Origin of the sequence: Salinarimonas sp. (assembly GCF_046292825.1) — a bacterium.
Classification (GTDB): domain Bacteria; phylum Pseudomonadota; class Alphaproteobacteria; order Rhizobiales; family Beijerinckiaceae; genus Salinarimonas.
On sequence record NZ_JBKBQG010000038.1, the window covers coordinates 19,780 to 39,705 of the forward strand.

A 19,926-nucleotide genomic window follows, 5' to 3' on the forward strand; every position below is an offset into this window, starting at 1 on the left:
CGCGGCAAAGCGCGTTCACGACGATGCCATGCTTCTGCGGCAGGCGCGCGCAAGGCGCAACCCGTCCCGTTGCGCTCATCGCTTTCGCCTTCTACACAGGGGTGGGATCACGAAAGTCCGTCGGGAGTGTCTGCGACCATGCGCCTCGCATCCGGCCTCGCCCTCGCCTTCTGCGCGACCGGGGCGCTCGCAGCCGACGCGTCAGCCGATCCCGCCGCCGTCGGCCCTTCCGCGGTCCGCCTCGATGCGCATCGCGCGGTCTACGATCTCACGCTCGGCATCGTGCGCGAGGAGGCGGGCATCGCCTCCGCTGTGGGGCGCATCGCCCTCGAGATCCACGGGGATGCCTGCGACGGCTATACCACGCGCGTCCGGCAGGTCGTCGTCATCGGCGCCGAGGACGGCGTCGGGCAGACGATCGATTCGAACAGCGCCACCTTCGAGGCCGCCGACGGCGCGCTCCTCAAGTTCCGCTCGGAGACGCGCGCCGCCGGCACCACGATCGAGAGCGTCGACGGGCAGGCCGCCCGCGCCGAGGGGGCGACGACGATCTCGCTCGAGCGCAGCGCCGAGCCCTCGCGGGTCCTCTCCGACGCGCCGCTCTTTCCCACCGAGCACGTGCGCCTGATGATCGGCGCCGCCCGCGCCGGGGAACGGCTCGTGCCGGCGCGCCTGTTCGACGGGTCCGGCGACGGCCTGACGGTCTACGAGACGCTGGCGCTCGTCGGGAACGAGCGCGCGCCGGAGGGCGACGCGGCGCCCGAGGCGCTCGCCCCGGTCGCCGGCCTCGCGAGCTGGCCCGTGCGGCTGAGCTATTTCGTCGAGGGCGAGGGCGAGCAGCTGCCGGAATACGAGATCTCGTTCCGCCTGTTCGAGAACGGCGTCAGCTCCGACCTCGTCTTCGATTTCGGCGCCTACGCGCTCGAGGGCCGCCTCGTCTCGCTCGATCTGATCGCGCCGAGCGGCGCCTGCGAGACGCCTTGAGCCAAAAAACCGTGGATGATTCGCCTGCTTACCTAGACGTCGTCATTCCGGGGCGCGAAGCGAGCCCGGAACCCAGATACCCGACGTTACGATGAGCAGCCTATAGGCTGCGTCCTTCGACGCATCCACGGCCTCGGGTTGGCAAAGCGAGCGCGCATGCGCGCTCGAACCGAGGTCGGGAGTCTAGGTTCCGGGCTCGCTTCGCGCCCCGGAATGACGAAGTGGGGAACGATTCGCGAGTCCAGAGGGCTCGCGTCCGGGGCGCGGATGTCGTCGGGACTTGCCGCGGGGCGCGGGCGGGGCCACGTTCTGCGGACGGTTGGGGAGGGAGCGGCGATGTTCAGGCGCGGATCGTCGATCGGGCTGTTCGGGCGCTTCGGCCGCTCGGAGGACCTGCGGCGCCTCGACGAGGCGCTTCGCGCGCTCGACGTCCACCCGATGACGGTGAAGGAGGCGGTCAAGCTCGCCGCGATCCGCCTGATGCGCGACGCGGAGGGACGCGACGACCCCTCCCCCGGCGCCTACGGCCCCGCCGCCGAGATCGTCGCCTATTGCATGATGGGGCCCGACCCCTTCGCGCACGCCAATGGCGAGGCCGCGCTCGCGCGGGTGGAGCGGCGGGTCGAGCGGGCGCTCGACCATCCGGACGCGCTCGACGCGAGCCTCGTTCTGCTCGCCATGACGTCGGGCATCATCAGCCCGGAGGTCGTCGAGAAGTTCGGCCTCGAGGCCGAGTGAGAACGCCGCGAGGAGCCCGGCCCCCCCTTGCCACGGCCCGTCCGCTTGGGCATGTTGCGTTTGAAACGACAAACGAGCGTTCGGTCAAAGGAACGCGTTTCTTCGAGAAAGGTGCCCCATGGGCGTCGAAGGCAAGGAGCGGACGCGCGAGCTCGAGGCGGGGGCCCAGGTCCTCTCCGGCCAGCTCGGCAAGACGATCCAGCGTCTGCGCAAGGCCTACAATCTGTCGCTGTCGGAACTCGCCGAGCAATCCGGCGTGGCGAAGTCGATCATCAGCCAGATCGAGCGCAACGAGACGAACCCGACGCTCGCCACGATCTGGCGCCTGTCGCAGGCGCTCGACGTCTCGATCGAGCGGGTCTTGGCCACCGTCGAGGACGAGCCCTTCATCGAGCGCTCCTCGCGCGCCGACACGCCGATGCTCGTGTCGGACGACGGCAAGATGCGCCTCTCGATCATCGGTTGGATCAAGACCGTCGAATGGCTGCAATGGTACGACGTCCAGTCCGAGCCCGGCGGCGTGCTCGAATCGGATGCCCACCAGCGCGGCTCGGTCGAGCACCTGTCCGTGCTCGACGGCGATTTCGAGGTGGAGGTCGCCGGCAGCGTGCAGCGCGCCAAGGCCGGCGAGACGCTGCGCTATCGCTGCGACCGCCCCCACACGGTGCGCTGCATCGGCGACCGCCCGGGGCGCGCGACCATGGTCTGCGTGCTCAAGGCCGCCGTGATGGAGTGATTTCGCGGGACAACCCTTTCCGCTCCGGCCGCGTTGACCCTCGGGACTTCGACATTCTCCCACAGCCGGAGGCGATCATGAGCGACGAGAAGAAAACCCCTCGCGACGACACGGGCGAGGACAAGTCCACCGAGCGCAAGCGCCAGGAGCGCGAGCTCGACGAGGCGCTCGAGGACACCTTCCCCGCGAGCGACCCGCCCGCGACCACGCAGCCGAAGGCCGATTGAGGCGCTCGGGCGGGCGCTCACGCGAGCGCACGCCATCCGAACCATGCCCAATGGCCGAGAAGCACCAGCGCGCCCGCGACGAAGAGCGGGCCGCGCAGGCGCACGTCGTTGGTGGTGACGTGGACGGCGGCGTGCGCGTAGCGCGTCGCGACGAAGATCCAGGCGAGGATCGCGTCCGCCCCCGTCCACGCATCCGTCGCCAAAACGAACAGGACGAGGGCGTAGAAGAGCGGCGGCAATTCGAGCTGATTGTGGAACGCGTTGCCGACGAGGCGCGCGCGGCGCGGCCAAATCGCCTCACCGAGCGCCGCTTCCCCGAGCCGCGCCTGCCCGCGCAGGAGCGCGAGATTGCGCAGCGCCCCCATCCAGAACAGGAGCCCGAAGGCGAGCGCGACGAGCGCGAGGACCGGAGCGATCGCCGCGCTCACGGCAGGCCCTCGCTCAAGCCCGCGACGGGTAGTTCGGGCTCTCGCGCGTGATCGTCACGTCGTGGACGTGGCTCTCGCGCAGGCCCGCATTGGTGATGCGCACGAATTCCGCGCGTTCGGCGAAGTCCGGAAGCGTGCGCGTCCCGCAATAGCCCATCGCCGCACGCAGCCCGCCCGCGAGCTGGTGGACGACGGCCGCGACCGGGCCCTTGTAGGGCACCTGGCCCTCGACGCCCTCGGGCACGAGCTTCATCTGGTCCTTGATGTCCTGCTGGAAGTAGCGGTCGGCCGAGCCGCGCGCCATGGCGCCGACCGAGCCCATCCCGCGATAGGACTTGTAGGACCGCCCCTGGTAGAGGAACACCTCGCCCGGCGCCTCCTCGGTGCCGGCCAAGAGCGAGCCGATCATGGCGGTCTCCGCGCCCGCCGCGAGCGCCTTGGCGAGATCGCCCGAGAACTTGATGCCGCCGTCGGCGATCACCGGAGTGCGGGTCGATTCGGCGGCGCGGACCGCGTCCATCACGGCGGTGAGCTGGGGCACGCCCACGCCCGCGACGATGCGGGTCGTGCAGATCGAACCCGGCCCGATGCCGACCTTCACCGCGTCCGCGCCCGCGTCGATCAGGGCCTTGGCCCCGTCGTGGGTGGCGACGTTGCCGGCGATCACCTGGACGACGTTCGAGAGCGCCTTCACCCGCGTCACCGCCTGGAGCACCTTGGCCGAATGGCCGTGGGCGGTGTCGACGACGATCACGTCGACGCCGGCCTCGATCAGGGCCTCCGAGCGCTCGAAGCCGAGCTCGCCCGTCGTCGTCGCCGCCGCGCACAGGAGCCGGCCCTGCGCGTCCTTGGCGGCGAGCGGATGGGCGACCTGCTTCTCCATGTCCTTGACGGTGATCAGGCCCACGCAGCGGTGGTGGTCGTCGACGACGAGAAGCTTCTCGATCCGGAACTGGTGGAGGAGGCGGCGCGCCTCGTCCTGGGCGACGTTCTCGCGCACCGTGATCAGCCGGTCCTTGGTCATCAGCTCGGAGACGGGCTGGGCGGGATTGTCGGCGAAGCGCACGTCGCGATTGGTGAGGATGCCGACGAGCTTGCCCTTGCGGCCGCCGGGCCCGCGCTCGACGACCGGGATGCCCGAGATGTGGTTGCGCTTCATCACGTCGAGCGCGTCGGCCAGCGTCGCGTCGGGGAAGATGGTGATCGGGTCCATGACCATGCCCGATTCGAACTTCTTGACGAGCCGCACCTGCTTCGCCTGCTCGGGCGCTTCCAGGTTGCGGTGGATCACCCCGATGCCGCCGAGCTGGGCCATGGCGATCGCCATGCGCCCCTCGGTCACCGTATCCATCGCCGAGGCGACGATCGGGATGTTGAGCCTCAGCTCGCGGGTGAGGCGGGTGCGCAGGTCGACGTCGGAGGGCAGGACCTCCGAATGCGCGGGACGCAGGAGCACGTCGTCGAAGGTGAGGCCTTCGACGAGACGATCTTCGATGATGCGGGCCATGACCAACTCCTCGCGCGTTCCGCGGGATGGGCGAGCGTTGTCGCCGGGGACGAGTTGGCGCGGGTCCATAGCACGAGCCCGGGCGCGCGTCCACACGCCCGGCGCATCGTTCCGTCGCGAGAGCGCGCCTGCGGCGTCAGACCGCGCTCGTCCACTGCGCCTGCACGAAGGCGAAGCCCTCGCCGTCGCGCGCGACATGGCCGAGCGCCGGGAAGGGCGCGTGGTAGAACGCGACCCGCTCGCGGGCATCCGCGGCCTCGCCGAGAAGGCGCCGACGGGTCTCCTCGGCGGCCTGCGCATCCATGTCGAAGATCGCGTGCCAGCCCGGATTGCGCACGAACAGAGCCGGGTGATTCGTCGTGTCGGAGAGGACGAGGAGGCTCTCCCCGCCCGATGCGATGCGGAACGCCGTGTGTCCCGGCGTGTGGCCGTGGGCGGCGATCGCGGTGACGCCGGGCACGACCTCCGCCTCGGGCTCGAAACGGGCGGGCTCGCTCTCCATCGGCGCGAACACGCGCCGGGCGTTTCGGAACACGCCCTGGGCGGCCTCCGGCGCCGCCTCCATGCGGGCATCGTCCATGAAGAAGTCCCATTCCGCGGCGGGGACGTGGATGCGGGCGTTCGGGAACACGGCTTCCCCGCTCGCGAGCCGCAGGCCGTTGACGTGGTCGCCGTGGAAATGGCTGATCACGACGTCGTCGACGTCCTCGGGCGCGTAGCCGGCGGCGCGGAAATTCTCCATCCAGCGCCCCGAGGTCGGCGCGCCCGAATCGCCGTTGCCGGCGTCGATGAGGACGAGCCGACCCTGCGTCTCGAGGACGAGGGTCGTGAAGGGGATCTCGAGCGCCTCCTCGGAGAGGAAGCGCGCGCGCATCGCCTCTTGGACCTCCGACAGCTCGGCATTGCGCACGAAGCCGTCGAGCGGGCGCCGGCCGAAGCCGTCGTTGACGGCGGTGACGAGGATCTCGCCGATTCGGTAGCGATAGAAGCCGGGCGCCTGGCCCGCGCCGTTCCCACTCTCGCTCGTGCTCGTGCGCGCCTGCGCCATGGCCGGTCCTCCCGTCCCGATCCCGACCGCCAGCGTGGCGACGAGCGTTGTCTGGAGCAGGCTGCGGCGGTCGGGGTTCGAAGTCGAAGGCATCGTATAGCGTCTCGCGTTGGGGTTGAAACGTTCGCTTGCGATGATGTCGCGCGCGATCCGCGGTTCAAGACGCCGAGCGATCACGAAGCCGTGCTTCGGCAACCAAAGAGCGGCAGGCCTTGTGCAATGACGTCTTTTCATCTTGCCGGAATCTCTCCAGCTCGATTGTGATTACGCAGCGTCATATGCGGCAAGCCGCCGTCCTGCGCTTGGTGCCGCGCGCGATCTTCTTGCTTCCGGCGTCCAGTTCGGCGGGGCAGCGTCTCGCGGGATTGGTCATTATGAAGCTGAACCCGTCGAAATGGCGGGTGCGGGCGCGCGCGGGCAGGGGCGTAATCGACCCGCGGCTCGTGAGAGAATTGGCGCGGCTTCGTGACTCGGTGTTTTCCCGTATCTCCTTGCGCAGCAAGTGCTGGAGCGCCGCCAGCGATGCGGATGGACTCGAGCACCAGTGCAGAAAAGCTAAAATCATAAACGCATTTTACGCACGCATGAGTGCCCTGGCAGACGCTGCGTACCTTTGTATACGAATGTTTTCGTGCAAATTGCCGCTATCCGCCTGATGCAACGCATATTTTCATTTTTGTAGCGGTTTTCCGGTAGTTCGTCGTACACGCTGCTTCGTGCGCCTCCTGCCCCCTTCGAGACTACTACACGAGAGGCATGTCAGCCCCTTCGTCTATTTACACAGCGTCGAAGTAGGCCTATTTCTACACGTACACTCAACCAAAGATCACGGTAGGCCCATGTCGACCCGTTGCCCAACCGATATCGACCGCTTCGTCGGTCAGCGTATTCGCCTCGCGCGCCGCATCGCCAAGATGAGCCAGCAGAAGCTCGGCGAGCAGATCGGCGTCACCTATCAGCAGATCCAGAAGTACGAGAACGGAACCGACCGGATCGGCGCCGGGCGCCTGCATCAGGTCTCGCTCTCCACCGAGCAGCCGATCGAGTTCTTCTTCAGCTTCTCCGAGGACGTCGAGCCCCGCGAGACCGGGCGCCAGGACATCCTCGCCAATGACGGCGTGCAGCGTCTGATCGTCTCCGCCTCGAAGATCAAGTCGCGCCGCCTGCTCGACAATCTCGCGCAGATCGCCGAGACCTTCGCGAGCACGGAGATGAGCGACGCGAAGGCCTGAGGGCGCCGGAATCCGGGTCCGAGCGGGGTGGGCGCGAGCGCGCCCATTCCCCGTGCGCGGCACGCGTATTCCCCTCGCGTGGCAAACGTGCTCTAACGCGGCATGCGTGCCTTTCACGACCCGCGCTCGCTCGCGCACGATCCCGACCGCTATTTCCGCCGCGGCGCTCTAGTCGCGCATCCCGAGCAGGCGCAGCGCTACGAGGTGCTGCGAGCCGCGATCGACGGCGCACATCGCCTCGCCGTGCCGGACGATCTCGGGCTCGCGCCGATGAAGGCGGTGCACGATTCCGGCTATCTCGCCTTCCTCCAGGAGGCCTGGGGGCGCCGCGCCGAGATCCCCGATACCGGCGACGAGGTGTTGAGCGGGCATTTCGCGCGCCCGCACATGCATCGTCGGCCGGTCGGCATGATCGGCCTCATCGGCTACCATCTCGCCGACACCTCGACGCCGATCCGAGCCGGCACCTGGGACGCGGTCCGCGCCAGCGCGCAGGTCGCGGTCGCCGCCGCCGATTGCGCGCTCGCGGAGGGCCGCGCCTACGCGCTCTGCCGTCCGCCGGGGCACCACGCCTACGCGGATTCGGCCGGCGGCTTCTGCTTCCTCAACAATTCCGCGATCGCCGCCGAGCGCCTGCGCACGTCCGATGCGCTCGCCGCCGAGCCGCGGGTCGCGATCCTCGACATCGACGTCCATCACGGCAACGGCACGCAGGGCATCTTCTATTCCCGCGCCGACGTCCTGACGGTGTCGATCCACGCCGATCCGGCCACCTATTTCCCCTATTTCGCCGGCTACGCGGACGAGGTCGGCGAGGGGCCCGGCCGCGGCGCCAACCGCAACATCCCGCTGCCGCACGGCTCGGGCGACGACGTCTTCCTCGCCGCGATCGCCGATGCCCTCGCCACGATCGACGCCTACCGCCCCGGCGCGCTGGTGCTCGCGCTCGGCCTCGACGCGTCGATCGACGATCCGATCGGCGCGCTCGCCGTGACGACCTCGGGTTTCGAGCGGGCGGCGCGGGCGATCGCGCGGGCGCGCTACCCCACCGCCATCGTCCAGGAGGGCGGCTATCTCTGCGAGGCGCTGCCGCGCAACCTCGCCGCGTTCCTGGCGAGCTTCGACGAGGGCAGCCGCGCCCGCTGAGGCCGGACCGGGACGCTGGACCGGGGCCGGCTTCTTCGCTACAGGCTCGGAGCCATGAACATCCTGCTGATCGGATCGGGCGGCCGCGAGCACGCCCTCGCCCTCGCCATCGCGGGCAGCCCCTCCTGCGATCGCCTCTTCGTCGCCCCCGGCAATGCCGGCACCGCCGCGCATGGCGAGAACGTCTCGCTCGACGTCGCCGATCATGACGCCGTCGTCGCCTTCTGCCGGGAGAAGGACGTCGGGCTCGTCGTCGTCGGCCCCGAGGGGCCGCTCGTCGCGGGCCTCGTCGACGATCTCGCCGCGGCGGGCATCGCGGCCTTCGGCCCGCGCCGGGTCGCCGCGCAGCTCGAGGGCTCGAAGGGCTACACGAAGGAATTGTGCGCCGAATACGGCATTCCCACCGCCGCCTTCGCCCGCTTCGACGCGCTCGAGCCCGCTCTCGCGAATCTCGCCGCGACGGGCGCGCCGATCGTGGTGAAGGCGGACGGGCTCGCGGCGGGCAAGGGCGTCGTCGTGGCGGAGACGGCGGCGGAGGCGGAGGAGGCGCTGCGGGCGATCTTCTCGGGCGCGCTCGGAGCCGCCGGCGCGAGCGTCGTGATGGAGGAGAAGCTCGAGGGCGAGGAGGTCTCCTTCTTCGCCCTCTGCGACGGGAAGACCGCCCTGCCGCTCGCCTCCGCGCAGGACCACAAGCGCGTGTTCGACGGCGATGTCGGGCCCAATACCGGCGGGATGGGCGCCTATTCCCCTGCGCCCGTCCTCACCCCCGCCCTCGCCGAGCGCGTGATGGCCGAGATCGTGCGCCCGACGCTCGTCGCGATGGCCGAGCGCGGCACGCCCTTCGTCGGCATCCTCTATGCCGGGCTGATGCTCACGGCGCAGGGGCCCAAGCTGATCGAGTACAATGTCCGCTTCGGCGATCCGGAGGCGCAGGTGCTGATGCCGCGCCTCGCAAGCGACCTCGTCGCCGCCATGCTCGCCGCCTGCGAGGGGCGGCTCGAGGGAATCGACCTGCGCTGGCGCGACGATGCCGCGCTGACCGTGGTGCTCGCCACGCGGGGCTATCCCGGCGCCCTCGAGACGACGGGCTCGACGATCGGCGGGCTCGAACGAGCGGGCGCGCTTCCCGGCGTGAGCGTCTTCCACGCCGCCACCGCGCGGGAGGGGGAGCGGCTTGTGGCGCGCGGCGGGCGCGTGCTCGCCGTCACCGGAACCGGCCGCACGCTCGCGGCGGCGCGCGATCGCGCCTACGAGGCGGTGGATCGGATCGATTGGCCCGAGGGTTTCCACAGGCGGGACATCGGCTGGCGGGCGCTCGGGCGCGACGGCGTCGGGAGCTGAGCGGCCGGCCCCGGCGAGAGGAGGCACGCGCATGCAGGATCTGTTTCCGGGCTTCGAGAGCCATTGGCTCGACACGCCGGACGGGCGCATCTTCGCCCGCTCCAAGGGCGAGGGCCCCCCGGTGCTCCTCCTGCACGGCTTTCCGCAGACCCATGTCTGCTGGCACCGCATGGCGGGCAAGATCGCCGAGCGCCACCACGTCGTCGCGATGGACCTGCGCGGCTACGGCTGGTCGAGCGTGCCCCCGAGCGATGCCGCCCACGAGGCCTATTCCAAGCGCGCGATGGCGCGGGACGCGATCCGGGTGATGTCGCATTTCGGCTATGCCCGCTTCGCGCTCGTCGGGCACGACCGCGGCGCGCGGGTCGGCTACCGGCTGGCGCTCGATCAGCCCGCGCGGATCACCCATCTCGCGATGCTCGACATCCTGCCGACATTCCACGTCTGGCGCGAGATCGAGGCGGGCCGCTTCCCCGCCGCGCATTGGGAGTTCCTGGCGCGTCCGGCGCCCGAGCCGGAGGACGCGATCGGGCGCAATCCGAACGCCTTCTTCGAGAAGCTGATGGCGGGCTGGACCCGCGACGGCACGCTCGACGCGATCCACCCCGCCGCGCTCGAGGCCTATCGGCAGGCCTACAACGAGCCCTCCCGCATCCATGCCGTCTGCGAGGATTATCGCGCGGGCGCGAGCCTCGACCGCGAGGCCGACGAGGCCGATCTCGCGGCGGGCCGGCGCATCCGGTGCCCCGTCGCGATCGGCTGGGGCGAGTTCTTCCTCACGGGTCGCGACGACGGCGGCCCGACCCCGCTCGACGTCTGGCGCGCGAGCTTCGCGCCGCAGGCCGAGGGCCGGCTCCTCGACAGCGGCCATTTCGTGCCCGAGGAGGACCCCGCCGGCGCGCTCGATCTGATCCTCCCCGTCCTCGCGGAGCAGGAGACGCGATGAGCGGGGACGGCGAGGCGGACCGGGAGGGCCCCGAATCCTCGAACGGACCCGATCCGGTGACGGGGCGGCGGTCCTGGCGCGCGCGACGGATCGAGAAGCGCTCGGCGCTCGCCCCGCGCGAGAAGCGCGGGCGCGCGAAGGCGCCGCCGCCGGGGGCGATCGGGCCCTATCCGAGCGTCGCCCTCGCGCTCGGTGCCGGCGGCGCGCGCGGGCTCGCGCATATCGTGCTGCTCGAAGCTCTCGACGAGCTCGGCATCCGCCCCACCGCCATCGCCGGCTGCTCGATGGGCGCGATCGTCGGCGGCGCCTATTGCGCGGGCCTTCCCGCGCGGGCGCTGCGCCGCCACGCCATCGCGACGATGACCGACCGGGCGCGGGTGATGGCGCGGCTCCTCGAGGCGCGGGTCGGTCGCTTCGTCGACATGTTCAACGGGCTCGGCAACCCCTTCCTCCTCGACGGCGAGCGCGTGCTCGACGCCTTCTGGCCGCGCGACCTGCCCGAGCGGATCGAGGACCTCGCGATCCCGCTCGAAGTGGTGACGACGGACTTCTTCGCCCGCTCCGAGATGGTCTTCCGCGAGGGCTCGCTCGCGAGCGCGGTCGCGGGCTCGATGGCGATCCCCGGCCTGTTCAAGCCGGTGGTCTACGAGGGGCGCACGCTGATCGACGGCGGCAGCGTCAACCCGCTGCCCTTCGATCTCCTCGTCGGCAAGGCGGACATCGTCATCGCGGTCGACGTCGCGGCCGGCCCCGAGCCCGACCCCGACAGGCTCCCCGGCGGGCTCGACGTGACGCTCGGCGCGATCCAGATCATGCAGGAGGCGCTGGTGCGGGCGAAGCTCAAGCTCGTCGCTCCCCAGCTCCTCCTGCGCCCGCCCGTGACCCCCTTCCGCGTGCTCGACTTCCTCGAGACCGAGGCGATCTTCGCCGCCGTCGAGCCGATGAAGGACGATCTCAAGCGCGGCCTCGAAGCGCTGATCGCGGCGGCGGAAGCCAAGGCCGCCCTCGCCGCGGGCTCCGACGTCGGCGACGGCTGAGGGCGTCCCTCACCCGCGCGCGCCGGCCTGCGCGACGAGCCGGGCGAGCCCCGCGCGGGCGGGGGCATTGGCCTCGTGGCCGAGGTCGAAGGCGACGCGCAGGCCCTCGCCGGCGCCGGCCACGACCGTGCCGACGATGCGGGGGATCTCCGGCAGGACGAGCCGCACCGGCCGTCCGGGCGGCAGGTCGGAGGCGTCGTCGAGGGCGATGCGGGCGCCGTGCTGCGAGAGGTCGAGCGTCCGGCCGACGCGCTCGCCGTCCAGGAGGCGCAGGATGCAGGGCACCTCGAGCGCGACCCGCAGGCTCTGGCGGCGATCGACGAGCCCGATCGCCCCCGCGAGCGTGTCGGCGAGCGTCTCGACCGCGTCGGCGAGCGCGAGGCAGGCGCCCCGCGCGGCGGCGGCGTCCTCGGCGAGGGCCTGCGCCTCGCCCGCCCCGTCGCTCGCCTTTTCGAGCCGCGTGGCGAGCGCCGCCGCCTCGGCGCAGCGCTCCTCGATGATGCAGATCTGCGCCTCGAGCGCGGCGGCCGAGGCCTCGAAGGCGCGGGCGAGGACGCGCGTCTCCCCCGCCACCGCGGCGAAGCCGCGCACCGACGCGCCCGCCCGGATCGCGGCGAGGACGGCGCCGAAGGTGCCGGCGGCGAGTTCGGCGAGGATCGCGCCGAGCGCCCGCTCGTCCCTCGCCGATCCGCCATCCGCGCGGGCGATTCGGGCGGACTGCCAGCCGAGCCGCGCCGTGCTTTCGCGAAGCGCGCGCGCCTCGGCCCGCACCGCCTGCGTCAGGCGCGCGATGGCGCGTCGCGCGGGATCGGCGCCGATCTCGGGTGAGGCTTCCAGGGCGGGGGTCGCGCGCGCGCGGCCGTCGTCGAGCGAGGGAGCGCCGCGCTCTCCCGCGCCGTCCGTCTCCCCTGCTCGCCATGCCTCGGCCATGCCACCCGCCCGTCGTCTCGCTCGTCGCATTGCGTGGTGCGGCGCAATACCGCCTGTGCCGTAGTGAGACTAGCGCGTTTGCATTTCGTTACCCTTTCCGAGATGCGTCGCATTCGCATTTTCGCCCGAACCCGAAGGCCGCCCCACACGGGCCGCGGGCTTGCGCGGCGGCGCGCGGGCGCTTCTACTCGGACCCCGATCGCGACGCAGGAGGAGACCAGCGCATGCGCCCCATGAAGTTCGGTGTCGGTCAGCCGGTCCGGCGTGTCGAGGACGCGCGGTTCGTCAGCGGCACGGGCCGCTACACCGACGATCTCGCTCCCGCCGGCGCGCTCCACGCCGTGATGGTGCGCAGCCCCCATGCGCACGCGACCTTCCGGATCGGCGATCTCGCCGAGATCCGCGCCATGCCCGGCATCCGCCTCGTGCTCACCCACGCGGACGTCGCGCATCTCGGCGATCTGCCCTGCCTCGGTCCCGCGGCCAATGCCGACGGCACCAAGATGCCCCTGCCGCCCTATCCCGTCCTCGCCGACGGGCGCGTGCGCCATGTCGGCGACATCGTCGCGGTCGTGATCGCCGACACCCGCGACGCGGCGCAGGACGCCGTCGACGCCTTCCCCGTCGATTACGAGATCGCCGACGCCGCGATCGGCATCGTCGGCGCGCAGGCCGACGGCGCGCCCCTCGTGTGGCCGCAGATCGGCACCAACCTCGCCTTCGATGCGGGCGTCGGCGACGCGGCCGCGACGGATGCCGCCTTCGCGCGCGCGGCGCAGGTCGTCGCGATCGATCTCGTCAACAACCGCGTCGTCGCGAACTTCCTCGAGACCCGCGCGGCGCTCGGCGAATACGACGCGCAGAGCGGCCGCTACACGCTCACGCTCGGCAGCCAGGGCAGCCACGACGTGCGCGACATCGTGGCGGGGCGCATCATGAAGATCGAGCCCGAGCGGCTGCGCGTCGTCACGCCCGATGTCGGCGGCGGCTTCGGCACGAAGATCTTCGTCTATCGCGAATATCCGCTCGTCCTCGTCGCCGCGGAGGCGCTCGGCGCGCCCGTGCGCTGGACGGCCGAACGCGGCGAGCACTTCCTCGGCGACGCGCAGGGCCGCGACAACCTCACCCGCGCGGAGATGGCGCTCGACGAGGCGGGCCGCTTCCTCGCGATGCGGGTCGTCATCGATGCGGATATGGGCGCCTATCTCTCGCAATTCGCGCCGTTCATCCCCTCCGGCGGCGCGCGCATGACGCCGGGCGTCTACGACATCCCGGCGGTGCACGCGCGCATCCGCGGCTGGTACAGCCATACCGTGCCCGTCGACGCCTATCGCGGCGCGGGCCGCCCCGAGGCGGCCTACGTGGTGGAGCGGCTCGTCGACCACGTCGCCCGCGTGCGCGGGGAGAGCCCGGACGCGGTGCGCGCGCGCAACTTCATCCGCCCCGACCAGATGCCCTACAAGACCGCGACCGGGCGCACCTACGACACCGGCGAGTTCGAGGGCCACATGCGCCAGGCCATGGCGCGCGCCGGCTGGGACGCCTTCCCCGAGCGCGCCTCCGCCTCGCGGCAGGCCGGGCGCGTGCGCGGCATCGGCATGGCGACCTATATCGAGATCTGCGCCGGCGGCGGCGCCGAGAGCGCGGACGTCGCGATCCTGCCCGACGGCGGGGCGCACGTGCGGATCGGCACGCAATCGACCGGGCAGGGACACGCCACCGCCTATGCCCAGCTCGTGGCGCAGGCGCTCGATCTGCCGATCGAGCGCATCTCGGTCGAGCAGGGCGACACCGATCGGATCAAGACGGGCGGCGGCACCGGCGGCTCGCGCTCGATCCCCGTCGGCGGCGCGGCGGTCGCGGGCGCGAGCGAGATCCTCGCGCAGCGGCTCAAGGAGCTCGGCGCCGACCATCTCGAAGCCGCCGCCGCCGATCTCGAGATCGTCGAGGGCACCGTGCGCGTCGCCGGCACGGATCGGGCGGTGGATTTCGCGACGCTCGCCGCGCGACCGGGCGCCGACCTCGCCGCCTCCTATCGCTGGAAGCCGCCCGAGGGCACCTATCCCAACGGCACGCATGTCTGCGAGCTCGAGGTGGATCCCGAGACCGGCGAGGTCGAGATCCTCGCCTATACGGTCGTCGACGATTTCGGCGTGACCCTCAACCCGCTGCTGCTCGCGGGCCAGGTGCATGGCGGCATCGTGCAGGGGATCGGCCAGGCGCTGCAGGAGCGGGTCGTCTACGACGAGAGCGGCCAGCTCGTCACCGCCTCGTTCATGGACTACCAGGTGCCGCGCGCGGCCGACGTGCCGAACTTCGTCTTCGAGACCCGCAACGTGCCCTGCGCGACGAACCCGCTCGGCATCAAGGGCGCGGGCGAGGCGGGCACGATCGGCGCCGCGCCCGCCGTGATGAACGCCCTCGTCGACGCCCTCCACCGCGGCTTCGGCATCGCCCACATCGACATGCCCGCCACGCCCCAGGCCCTGTTCGACGCGATCCGCGCGGCGGGCCGTCCCTCCCCCTAAGGCTACGAGATTCACGCCTCGTGGTCTGCGCCTGGGAACGAAGCGACAAGACGCGACCCCTCTCCTTCCCCTCAGGGGAAGGTGGCCCGGCGCCGAAGGCGACGGGTCGGATGGGGTTTTTCGCCGCGAATGCGGCGAAGGGGCGTTGTCATAAAGCTCCGTACGTACGGCGGCTCCCGACGCCCCTTCGACCCTTCGGGTCGAACGACCCCATCCGTCTCCGGACCCTGTTCGGGTCCGGAGCCACCTTCCCCTGAGGGGAAGGAGAGGGAGCGTGCTGTTTTCGTCGTGCGTATGCACGAACGATGATCTGTGCGCTCGTTGGCCCCTTAGGGAGGGTAGGGCCCGGGTGGAGGTCGTTCTGCGAGCGTCGGGCCCCACCCGACCTCCTCGCTCTGCTCGGAGGCCACCCTCCCCTCCGGGGAGGGATCGGGCGGCGTCTCTGACGAAAGTGCCTCTTTCGCAGCCGCGGCGTTTCCGGCTAACAGGGATGCGACATCGCGAGGGAGCGCACCGATGAGCGAGGACATCGACGTTTCCGCACTCGCCGCCGACTTTCCCCCGGCGGAGCGGGCGGATTGGCTGGCGCTCGTCGAGGGCGTGCTGAAGGGCGCCGATTTCGAGCGCAAGCTCGTCTCGCGCAGCTACGACGGTCTGCGCGTCGAGCCGCTCTACGAGGCCGCGGAGGTCGCGCCGCGGCCGGGTCGCGCCGCGCACGGGCCCTGGCGGGTCGCCGCGCGGCTCGACCATCCCGACCCCGGCGCGGCCCGCGCCCAGGCCCTCGAGGATCTCGAAGGCGGGGCGGACGCGCTCGTCCTCGTCGCGCCGCAGGCCCGCTCCGCCCGCGGCTTCGGGCTGCGCGTCGAGACGCTCGCCGATCTCGAGGCGGCGCTCGACGGGGTGATGCTCGATCTCGTCCATCTGCGGCTCGACGCCGGCGCCGCCGGACGGCACGTCGCGGCGCTCGTCGTGGCGCTCGCGGAGAAGCGCGGGCACGCGCTCGGGGACCTCGCGCTCGACCTCGCCCTCGATCCGATCGGCGCGGCGGCGGCGAGCGGGCGGCTCTCGGCGCCGTGGGACGTCGTCGGCGCACGCTGCGGCGAGACGTTCGGCGACCTCGCCGCGCGCGGCTTCGTCGGCGGTCTCTTCCTCTGCGACGGGCGGCCCTATCACGAGGCGGGCGCGAGCGAGGCGCAGGAGCTCGCCTGCGTTCTCGCGACGGGCCTCGCCTATCTGCGCGCGCTCGAGGCCGCCGGTCACGGTCTCGACGACGCGCGGGCGAGCCTCTCCTTCCTCCTCGTCGCCGATGCCGACCAGTTCCTCGGAATCGCCAAGATGCGGGCGCTGCGCGCTCTGTGGGCGCGCGTGGAGGAGGCCTGCGGGCTCGCCCCCGCGCCGATCCGGCTTCATGCCGAGACCGCCTGGCGGATGACGACGCGTCGCGACCCGTGGGTGAACATGCTGCGTGCGACGGTCGCGACCTTCGCGGCCGGCATCGGCGGCGCGGACAGCCTCGTCGTGACGCCCTTCACCGCCGCGCTCGGCCTGCCCGACGCGTTCGCCCGCCGCGTCGCGCGCAACACGCAAACGGTCCTTCTCCACGAGAGCAATCTCTGGCGCGTCGCGGACCCGGCGGCGGGCTCGGGCGCGATCGAAACCCTCACCGACGCGCTCTGCGCCCAGGCCTGGGCTCTGTTCCAGGCGATCGAGGCCGGCGGCGGCATCCTCTCGACGCTGGAGGCCGGCCACGTCCAGAGCCGCATCGGCGACGTGCGGCGCGCCCGCGACGCCGCGATCGCCAAGCGCCGGGACGCGATCACCGGCGTGAGCGAGTTCCCCCACCTCGCCGAGGCGCCCGTCGCGGTGGCGATGACGCGCGAGGAGGCGCCTCCGGAAGAGGACGCGCCCGCGCCGGCGGCGAGCCCCTCGTCCACCCCCGTCGTCGCCTTCGGCGATCTCGTCGCCGCGCTCCGCGCCGGAGAGCCGCTCTCCGCCCTCGCCGCGCCCCCGGCCGGCATCGCACCGGTCGTCTTCCCCGCGCTGCCCTCGATCCGCGACGCCGAGCCCTTCGAGCGGCTGCGCGATCGCTGCGACGCGCATCTCGCCAAGACCGGCGCGCGCCCGAGCGTGTTCCTCGCCACCCTCGGCCCGCTCTCCGCCTTCAACGCGCGCGCGACCTTCGCCAAGAACGCCTTCGAGGCGGGCGGCATCGCGGCGCTTCCGGCGGAGGTCCACGCCGATCTCGAGGCGCTCGCCGCCTCCGCCTGGGCGAGCGGCACGCGCATCGCCTGCCTCGCGTCCTCCGACGCGCTCTACGAGGCGCAAGGAGAAGACGCCGCGCGCGCCCTGAAGGCGGCGGGCGTGACGATTCTCTATCTCGCCGGGCGCCCGACGGCCGAGCGCGAGACGGCGCTGCGCGCGGCGGGAATTGACGCTTTCGTCTTTTCGGGCTGCGATCTCCTCGCGCTCCTCGAAGACGCGCTCGCGCGCGCCGAGATCGCCTGACGGGGCGCGGCGGTGTTGACGCGCGCTTCCTCCGCTCCCAGCTTGTCGACGAGGCGGCCGGCGCCGCCGGAGGGTGAACGATGACCGCGATCCCGGATTTCACGACGATCCCCTTCGCCGCACCGCGTCCGGGCGAAGCCCGCGCCGGAGCCGAGGCCGGCGAGCCGTGGACGACGCCCGAGGGCATCCCCGTCAAGGGCGCCTACGGCCCGCAGGACCGCGCCGGGCTCTCGCATGTCGCGGGCTATCCCGGCATCGCGCCGTTCCTGCGCGGGCCCTACCCGACGATGTACGTCAACCAGCCCTGGACGGTGCGCCAATACGCCGGCTTCTCGACGGCGGAGGATTCGAACGCCTTCTACCGGCGCAACCTCGCCGCGGGCCAGAAGGGCCTCTCGGTCGCCTTCGACCTCGCCACCCATCGCGGCTACGATTCCGACCATCCCCGCGTCGCGGGCGACGTCGGCATGGCCGGGGTGGCGATCGATTCGATCTACGACATGCGCACGCTCTTCTCGGGCATCCCGCTCGACCAGATGAGCGTGTCGATGACGATGAACGGGGCGGTGCTCCCCGTGATGGCGCTCTACATCGTGGCCGCCGAGGAGCAGGGCGTCTCGCCCGACAAGCTCGCCGGCACGATCCAGAACGACATCCTCAAAGAATTCATGGTGCGCAACACCTACATCTACCCCCCGCGGGATTCGATGCGCATCATCTCGGACATCTTCGCCTACACTTCGGCGAACATGCCGAAATTCAACTCGATCTCGATCTCCGGCTACCACATGCAGGAGGCCGGGGCGACGCAGGATCTCGAGCTCGCCTACACGCTCGCCGACGGCGTCGAATACATCCGCGCCGGCCTCGCCGCGGGGCTCACCATCGACCAGTTCGCGCCGCGCCTGTCCTTCTTCTGGGCGATCGGGATGAACTTCTTCATGGAGGTGGCGAAGCTGCGCGCCGCCCGCCTCCTTTGGGCGCGGCTCGTGCGCGATTTCGAGCCGAAGAGCCAGAAATCGCTCGCGCTGCGCACCCATTCGCAGACCTCCGGCTGGTCGCTCACCGCGCAGGACGTGTTCAACAACGTCGTGCGCACCGGCATCGAGGCGATGGCGGCGACGCAAGGCCACACGCAGTCGCTGCACACGAACGCGCTCGACGAGGCGCTCGCCTTGCCGACCGACTTCTCCGCGCGCATCGCCCGCAACACGCAGCTCTTCCTCCAGCAGGAGAGCGGCACGACGCGCGTGATCGACCCCTGGGGCGGCTCGTACTACGTCGAACGGCTGACCGCCGAGCTCGCCGGCCGCGCGCTCGGCCATATCCGCGAGGTCGAGGCGCTCGGCGGGATGGCGAAGGCGATCGAGGCGGGGGTGCCCAAGCTCAAGATCGAGGAGGCGGCCGCGCGGACCCAGGCCCGGATCGATTCCGGCAACCAGGCGGTGATCGGCGTCAACATGTTCAAGCCCCTCGACGAGCGCCCGATCGAGGTGCTCAAGGTCGACAACGCCAATGTCCGCACGCTCCAGATCGACAAGCTCGCCCGCCTGCGCGCCGAGCGCGATCCTGCCGCCGTCGAGGCCGCGCTCGCCGCCCTGACGAAGGCCGCAGGCTCCGGCGAGGGCAACCTGCTCGCGCTCGCGGTCGATGCCGCGCGCGCCAAGGCGACCGTCGGCGAGATCTCGGGCGCGCTCGAACAGGTCTGGGGGCGCCACCGCGCCGAGATCCGCTCGATCTCGGGCGTCTACAAGCGGGAGGTGGGTGCGATGTCGCCGGCGATCGAACGCGTGCGCCGACTGGTCGAGGCCTTCGAGGAGGCGGACGGGCGGCGCCCGCGCATCCTCGTCGCCAAGATGGGCCAGGACGGGCACGATCGCGGCCAGAAGGTGATCGCCTCCGCCTTCGCCGATCTCGGCTTCGATGTCGATATCGGCCCGCTCTTCGCCACTCCGGAGGAGGCCGCGCGCCAGGCGATCGAGAACGACGTCCACATCGTCGGCGTGTCCTCGCTCGCGGCAGGGCACCTCACCCTCGTGCCCGCGCTCAAGGCGGCGCTCGAGGCGGAGGGGCGCGGCGACGTGATGATCGTGGTGGGCGGCGTCATTCCCCCCGACGACGTGCCCGCGCTGATGGAGATGGGCGCCTCCGCGGTGTTCCCGCCCGGCACGGTGATCGCGGACGCCGCCGAGCGCCTGCTCGCCGAGCTCAACACCCGCCTCGGCTACGCCCCCTCCCGCGCGGCGGAGTGAAGGGGAGCCTTCCCTCCCCGGAGGGGAGGGTGGACTTTCGAGGCGACAGCCGAGAAAGGCCGGGTGGGGCCCGTCGCGCGGAGATGATCCTCCAAACCTCGGGCCCCACCCGACCTCGGTCGCTCCGCTCCCGAGGCCACCCTCCCCTACGGGGAGGGATTTGCCGCCCGCCCTCCCTCCCCGGAGGGGAGGGTGGACTTTCGAGGCGACAGCCGAGAAAGGCCGGGTGGGGCCCGTCGCGCGGAGATTTTCCTCCGACCCTCGGGCCCCACCCGACCTCGGGCGCTCCGCTCCCGAGGCCACCCACCCCTACGGGGAGGGATTTTCCGCCCCCAACCCAC

16 protein-coding genes are annotated in these 19,926 nt (G+C 71.6%); 12 read left to right on the forward strand and 4 right to left on the reverse strand.

The genetic code is table 11. The features are described 5' to 3' along the window. The first annotated feature begins 138 nt into the window (after positions 1–138). The 4 genes from ACK4UM_RS16135 to ACK4UM_RS16150 all read left to right on the forward strand — a co-directional run bounded on the left by ACK4UM_RS16135 (position 139) and on the right by ACK4UM_RS16150 (position 2,685). Positions 139–984 (forward strand): EipB family protein, encoded by an 846-nt coding sequence (locus ACK4UM_RS16135; protein ID WP_409801013.1) that lies wholly within the window; start codon positions 139–141, stop codon positions 982–984. 336 nt (positions 985–1,320) lie between these two features. Continuing rightward, positions 1,321–1,722: a hypothetical protein gene (locus ACK4UM_RS16140; RefSeq protein WP_409801015.1), complete on the forward strand. Its 402-nt coding sequence runs from the start codon at positions 1,321–1,323 to the stop codon at positions 1,720–1,722. Positions 1,723–1,840: 118 nt separating this feature from the next. Beyond that, entirely contained in the window at positions 1,841–2,458 is a 618-nt protein-coding gene (locus tag ACK4UM_RS16145) for a helix-turn-helix domain-containing protein (protein WP_409801017.1), read from the forward strand. Between the two features lie 77 nt (positions 2,459–2,535). Then, complete coding sequence (locus ACK4UM_RS16150; RefSeq protein ID WP_409801019.1) at positions 2,536–2,685, forward strand: hypothetical protein; 150 nt, start codon at positions 2,536–2,538, stop codon at positions 2,683–2,685. A gap of 17 nt (positions 2,686–2,702) precedes the next feature. Here ACK4UM_RS16150 and ACK4UM_RS16155 read toward each other — a convergent pair whose 3' ends face one another. From ACK4UM_RS16155 to ACK4UM_RS16165, 3 genes are all read right to left on the reverse strand, one after another. Beyond that, positions 2,703–3,113 (reverse strand): MAPEG family protein, encoded by a 411-nt coding sequence (locus tag ACK4UM_RS16155; RefSeq protein WP_409801021.1) that lies wholly within the window; start codon positions 3,111–3,113, stop codon positions 2,703–2,705. A 13-nt stretch (positions 3,114–3,126) separates the two neighbouring features. Further along, positions 3,127–4,620, reverse strand: a complete 1,494-nt coding sequence (gene guaB / locus ACK4UM_RS16160) for an IMP dehydrogenase (protein WP_409801022.1) — start codon at positions 4,618–4,620, stop codon at positions 3,127–3,129. Positions 4,621–4,756: 136 nt separating this feature from the next. Then, a complete protein-coding gene (locus ACK4UM_RS16165; RefSeq protein WP_409801024.1) occupies positions 4,757–5,761 on the reverse strand; it encodes an MBL fold metallo-hydrolase in 1,005 nt (334 codons plus the stop codon). A gap of 746 nt (positions 5,762–6,507) precedes the next feature. On the opposite strand from ACK4UM_RS16165, the gene ACK4UM_RS16170 reads away from it, so the two are divergent. The 5 genes from ACK4UM_RS16170 to ACK4UM_RS16190 all read left to right on the forward strand — a co-directional run bounded on the left by ACK4UM_RS16170 (position 6,508) and on the right by ACK4UM_RS16190 (position 11,370). Then, positions 6,508–6,900 (forward strand): helix-turn-helix domain-containing protein, encoded by a 393-nt coding sequence (locus ACK4UM_RS16170; RefSeq protein WP_409801026.1) that lies wholly within the window; start codon positions 6,508–6,510, stop codon positions 6,898–6,900. Between the two features lie 102 nt (positions 6,901–7,002). Continuing rightward, positions 7,003–8,046, forward strand: a complete 1,044-nt coding sequence (locus ACK4UM_RS16175; protein WP_409801028.1) for a histone deacetylase family protein — start codon at positions 7,003–7,005, stop codon at positions 8,044–8,046. A gap of 54 nt (positions 8,047–8,100) precedes the next feature. Beyond that, on the forward strand, positions 8,101–9,387 hold the full coding sequence (purD, locus tag ACK4UM_RS16180; RefSeq protein ID WP_409801030.1) for a phosphoribosylamine--glycine ligase: 1,287 nt from the start codon (positions 8,101–8,103) through the stop codon (positions 9,385–9,387). 31 nt (positions 9,388–9,418) lie between these two features. Then, positions 9,419–10,333: an alpha/beta fold hydrolase gene (locus ACK4UM_RS16185; RefSeq protein WP_409801032.1), complete on the forward strand. Its 915-nt coding sequence runs from the start codon at positions 9,419–9,421 to the stop codon at positions 10,331–10,333. Beyond that, the gene (locus tag ACK4UM_RS16190) at positions 10,330–11,370 is read left to right on the forward strand and encodes a patatin-like phospholipase family protein (RefSeq protein WP_409801034.1); all 1,041 of its coding nucleotides are present in this window, start codon (positions 10,330–10,332) and stop codon (positions 11,368–11,370) included. Before ACK4UM_RS16185 ends, ACK4UM_RS16190 begins: the two co-directional genes overlap by 4 nt. Positions 11,371–11,379: 9 nt before the next feature. Here the strand turns inward: ACK4UM_RS16190 and ACK4UM_RS16195 are convergent, their stop codons facing one another. Continuing rightward, positions 11,380–12,300, reverse strand: a complete 921-nt coding sequence (locus ACK4UM_RS16195) for a PilZ domain-containing protein (protein WP_409801036.1) — start codon at positions 12,298–12,300, stop codon at positions 11,380–11,382. 224 nt (positions 12,301–12,524) lie between these two features. On the opposite strand from ACK4UM_RS16195, the gene ACK4UM_RS16200 reads away from it, so the two are divergent. The 3 genes from ACK4UM_RS16200 (at position 12,525) to scpA (ending at position 19,585) form a co-directional block, all read left to right on the forward strand. After that, positions 12,525–14,828, forward strand: coding sequence for a xanthine dehydrogenase family protein molybdopterin-binding subunit (locus tag ACK4UM_RS16200; protein ID WP_409801037.1), 2,304 nt, complete (start codon positions 12,525–12,527; stop codon positions 14,826–14,828). A 516-nt stretch (positions 14,829–15,344) separates the two neighbouring features. Then, a complete protein-coding gene (locus ACK4UM_RS16205; RefSeq protein ID WP_409801039.1) occupies positions 15,345–17,333 on the forward strand; it encodes a methylmalonyl-CoA mutase family protein in 1,989 nt (662 codons plus the stop codon). Between the two features lie 80 nt (positions 17,334–17,413). Continuing rightward, positions 17,414–19,585, forward strand: coding sequence for a methylmalonyl-CoA mutase (scpA, locus tag ACK4UM_RS16210; protein WP_409801040.1), 2,172 nt, complete (start codon positions 17,414–17,416; stop codon positions 19,583–19,585). The last annotated feature ends 341 nt before the right edge of the window (positions 19,586–19,926 follow it).

Bases quoted from the DNA above. Each gene is read 5' to 3' on its own strand.
- ACK4UM_RS16135 (WP_409801013.1), top strand. From the start codon at position 139: ATGCGCCTCGCATCCGGCCTCGCCCTCGCCTTCTGCGCGACCGGGGCG.
- ACK4UM_RS16150 (WP_409801019.1), top strand. From the start codon at position 2,536: ATGAGCGACGAGAAGAAAACCCCTCGCGACGACACGGGCGAGGACAAG.
- scpA (WP_409801040.1), top strand. From the start codon at position 17,414: ATGACCGCGATCCCGGATTTCACGACGATCCCCTTCGCCGCACCGCGT.
- ACK4UM_RS16205 (WP_409801039.1), top strand. From the start codon at position 15,345: ATGAGCGAGGACATCGACGTTTCCGCACTCGCCGCCGACTTTCCCCCG.
- ACK4UM_RS16140 (WP_409801015.1), top strand. From the start codon at position 1,321: ATGTTCAGGCGCGGATCGTCGATCGGGCTGTTCGGGCGCTTCGGCCGC.
- ACK4UM_RS16170 (WP_409801026.1), top strand. From the start codon at position 6,508: ATGTCGACCCGTTGCCCAACCGATATCGACCGCTTCGTCGGTCAGCGT.
- ACK4UM_RS16190 (WP_409801034.1), top strand. From the start codon at position 10,330: ATGAGCGGGGACGGCGAGGCGGACCGGGAGGGCCCCGAATCCTCGAAC.
- ACK4UM_RS16200 (WP_409801037.1), top strand. From the start codon at position 12,525: ATGCGCCCCATGAAGTTCGGTGTCGGTCAGCCGGTCCGGCGTGTCGAG.
- guaB (WP_409801022.1), bottom strand. From the start codon at position 4,620: ATGGCCCGCATCATCGAAGATCGTCTCGTCGAAGGCCTCACCTTCGAC.
- ACK4UM_RS16175 (WP_409801028.1), top strand. From the start codon at position 7,003: ATGCGTGCCTTTCACGACCCGCGCTCGCTCGCGCACGATCCCGACCGC.
- ACK4UM_RS16185 (WP_409801032.1), top strand. From the start codon at position 9,419: ATGCAGGATCTGTTTCCGGGCTTCGAGAGCCATTGGCTCGACACGCCG.
- ACK4UM_RS16145 (WP_409801017.1), top strand. From the start codon at position 1,841: ATGGGCGTCGAAGGCAAGGAGCGGACGCGCGAGCTCGAGGCGGGGGCC.
- purD (WP_409801030.1), top strand. From the start codon at position 8,101: ATGAACATCCTGCTGATCGGATCGGGCGGCCGCGAGCACGCCCTCGCC.
- ACK4UM_RS16195 (WP_409801036.1), bottom strand. From the start codon at position 12,300: ATGGCCGAGGCATGGCGAGCAGGGGAGACGGACGGCGCGGGAGAGCGC.
- ACK4UM_RS16165 (WP_409801024.1), bottom strand. From the start codon at position 5,761: ATGCCTTCGACTTCGAACCCCGACCGCCGCAGCCTGCTCCAGACAACG.